The sequence below is a fragment of the Thermobifida cellulosilytica TB100 genome (assembly GCF_001517975.1).
GTDB classification, from domain to species: Bacteria; Actinomycetota; Actinomycetes; order Streptosporangiales; family Streptosporangiaceae; genus Thermobifida; species Thermobifida cellulosilytica.
In genome coordinates, this window is sequence record NZ_KQ950190.1 from 1 (window position 1) to 2993 (window position 2993).

3 protein-coding genes are annotated in these 2993 nt (G+C 72.7%); 1 reads left to right on the forward strand and 2 read right to left on the reverse strand.

The features are described 5' to 3' along the window. Both AC529_RS19030 and AC529_RS19035 read right to left on the reverse strand, forming a co-directional pair. Nucleotides 1–979, reverse strand: a 979-nt coding sequence (locus AC529_RS19030) for a YhaN family protein (protein ID WP_157080286.1), incomplete at its 3' end; no start/stop codon positions are given. Continuing rightward, complete coding sequence (locus AC529_RS19035) at nucleotides 976–2226, reverse strand: metallophosphoesterase family protein (RefSeq protein ID WP_068758723.1); 1251 nt, start codon at nucleotides 2224–2226, stop codon at nucleotides 976–978. The genes AC529_RS19030 and AC529_RS19035, both read right to left, overlap by 4 nt. Before the next feature lie 227 nt (nucleotides 2227–2453). Here AC529_RS19035 and AC529_RS19040 point away from each other — a divergent pair, with 227 nt between their 5' ends. Continuing rightward, nucleotides 2454–2816, forward strand: a complete 363-nt coding sequence (locus AC529_RS19040; protein WP_068758724.1) for a hypothetical protein — start codon at nucleotides 2454–2456, stop codon at nucleotides 2814–2816. The last annotated feature ends 177 nt before the right edge of the window (nucleotides 2817–2993 follow it).

A 2993-nucleotide genomic window follows, 5' to 3' on the forward strand; every position in this document is an offset into this window, starting at 1 on the left:
CGCCCCGCCCCGGGGAGCGGGACAGTTCCTCCACCGCCGCGGCCGCGTCCAGCAGACGCCGGTCCACGGCCACCCGGTCCAGCTCCTCCTGCTTGGCGGCGAGCGCGGCTTCGCTCTCCGCGAGCGTCTCCCGGGCGGTGCGGGACTGCTCCTCCAGCCGGGGGAACCGGTCGGCGAAGTCGGCGGGGGCGAGCGGCCCCTCGGCCTCCAGCTCCGCGATCCGCCGCAACTGCTGCGCGCGTGCGTGCAGCGAGGGCAGCGCCTGGTGGAGAGCGGCCGTACGGGAGCGCTGCGCGCGGAGGTCCTTGAGCCGGTCCCGCAGCTCCTGCTCCCGCTGCTGCCGCTCTTCGAGGACGGCGACCTTCTGCTCGTAGTCCCTGGCGAGCAACTGGGCGTTCTTGGTCGTGCGCTCCAGGTCGGCGTACTCGCGCAGCTCCCGGTTGATGACCCGCTGCTGCCCCCGGGGCCGGAACAGCTCGTCGCGCTGCTCCTCCAGCTTGCTCAGCAGGGCTCCCAGGGCGCGGTCCGACCGTGCGGACAGCAGTGCCTCGCCGACCTCGCCGCCCCCGGCCAGCAGTTCGTCCCCGCCGCGGTGCAGCCCTTCGAGGGTGAGCGCGAACATGGCGCTGAAGGTGTCCCGGCTCACCCCGCCCAGCAGCCGCGACAGGACGCTCTCGTCCAGCGGCGTCTCGTCCGGCGCGGTCAGCGGGTTCTTGGCGCGTTTGCGGCGGACGAACTCCACGACGGTGCCGTCGTCGCCGCGGACCACGGCCCCCAGCCTCATGTCCCGCCTGTCGTGGACGAAGTCGTGGACGGTCCGGGTGTCGATCCCGTAGAACAACTGGTTCAGCGCGTACAGCGCGGTGCTCTTGCCCGCCTCGTTGGGACCGCAGACGATGTGGACCCCCGGGGCGCCCAGCGGCAGGGACAGGTCGGTGAACGGGCCGAAAGCCAGCAGGTCCAGGCGTTCCAGCCTCACCGCGGACTCCCCAGCTCGGCGGCCAGCAGCTCCACCGCCTCCGCGAGGAGGTCGCGTTGCAGGCTCGGGTCGCGCAGCTCGTCGCGCACCCGGGGAGGCAGCTTGGCCAGCAGCTCGGCCGACTCGACGATCTCGCTGACCTCCCGGGGGGAGGTGCCGAGCCGCTGCGCGGTCTGCCGCAGGTCGCGGACCAGCTCGTCCGCGTGGGCGGCGTCCAGGTGCTCCTCGGGGGGAGAGGTCTTCACGCGGAGCTTCTCCACCCAGGTGTCGGCGCGCTGCGCGGCATGGGAGCGCAGTTCGTGCAGCAGGCTCTCCTGGTCGCGGTGCAACTGCTCGTGGGCGTCCGTGGGCCCCTCGACCGTGACCCGCACCGCGTGGACGCGGTCGGGTTCGGTGTCCGCGGCGAGCTCCTTGTCGAGCTGCTCGGTCACCGCTCGGAACACGTCGGGGAGGTCGCGGGCCGCGCGGACGTCCACCCGCAGGTCGTGCCAGCGGGCGGCGGTGTCGAGGTCGTGGTGGCGCAGGTCGGCGACCCGGTGGCGCCCGTCCACGGTGACCAGCGTGCAGCCCTTGGCGCCGGCCTCGTTGGCGTGCCGCCCCTGGATGTTGCCGGGGAAGACCACCTTGACGTCGGCGTCGTACTCCACCCTGCGCTGGTGGACGTGGCCCAGCGCCCAGTACTCGTAGCCGTGGTCGACCAACTGGTCGACGCTGCAGGGGGCGTACGGCTCGTGCCCCTCCCGGCCGCTGAGCGCGGTGTGCAGCAGGCCCACGTTGAACAGGCCGGACCTCGGCTCGGGGTAGTGCGCGGCCAGGTTGTCCCGGACGTCCCGGCGGGCGAAGCCCTGGCCGTGGACGGCCAGGCCGCGCCGCTCGTCGACCGCCGTGTCCGGGCGGTCGGTGGGGAAGTAGTGCACGTTGCCGGGCAGGGAGAGCGTCAGCGTCCGCGTCATCGAGTTCTGCGCGTCGTGGTTGCCCGCGATCAGGTACACCGGGATGTCGGCGTCGTGCAGCCGCCCCATCTGCCGGGCGAAGAACAGCCCGGTGTTGTAGTCGGGCCAGTCCCCGTCGTAGACGTCCCCGGCGAGCAGGACCGCGGTGACCTCCTCGGCCAGCGCGAGGTCCACCAGGTTCTCCAGGGCGCGCCGGGTGGCGCCGCGCAACTGCTCGGCCGGTGCCCCCTCGTAGCGGGACAGTCCGCGCAGCGGACTGTCGACGTGCAGGTCGGCGGCGTGCAGCAGCTTCATGGCTCTCCTCCGGGGGAAGACGGAAGACAGCGGACCAGAATGCCACGGTCCCGCCCGCCGCGCAGCGGACTCGCGGAAACTCCCCGCGGGCGCGGGCGCCCGGCCCGTTTCGCGGGTGGGGAACGGAGGGGGCGGCGTATCCTGTCGGTCACCGGTCGACCACGGTCCGGCCGTGGACGGCCGTGCGCGCGCCCAACCCCCCGAACCCCCGAGAGCGTGGAGCGGAGATGGCCCAGAAGCTTCCCCGGTCGGTGCTGTGGCTCAGGATCCTGCTGTTCGTGGTCGCCGGACTGACCTTCGTGTTCTCGGCCGCGCTGTTCGTCCTGCTGGGAAGTTCGGCCGAAGCGTTCGGCCACGCGCTCTTCACCTCCCTGCCCGGGGCGGTGCAACTGCTGTGGGGGCTGTTCGTGCCCCGCGGGGGCAGGGCGGTCTTCTACGGCGTCCTCCTCACCGAGGTGCTGCTCGTCCTGCACACGCTGCTGACCCTGCCCGGGGAGGGCCGGATCGGCCAGCTCCTCTTCCCGGTGGCGATCCTGGCGCTGTTGAGCCGCCCCTCGGCCCGGAACTTCTTCCTCGCGAAGGACGACTGACCCGGTGTGGCCGGTTTCGGCCGTGGTCTGGGTCCTGGTTTGGGTCTGTGGGCCCTGTCGCGCTGTGACGGAAAGCGACTAGTTTCGTACGGTCCGCGCCTGCTGGTGGTGTGCGTGGTGGTCGGTGGCGGTCTGCGCGGGACGGTGGGCGGTGCTGAGGCGGATTCACGACCCGGA

What these genes read in the sequence shown, in the direction of transcription:
- AC529_RS19035 (WP_068758723.1), bottom strand. Translation starts at nt 2,226, where the DNA reads ATGAAGCTGCTGCACGCCGCCGACCTGCACGTCGACAGTCCGCTGCGC.
- AC529_RS19040 (WP_068758724.1), top strand. Translation starts at nt 2,454, where the DNA reads ATGGCCCAGAAGCTTCCCCGGTCGGTGCTGTGGCTCAGGATCCTGCTG.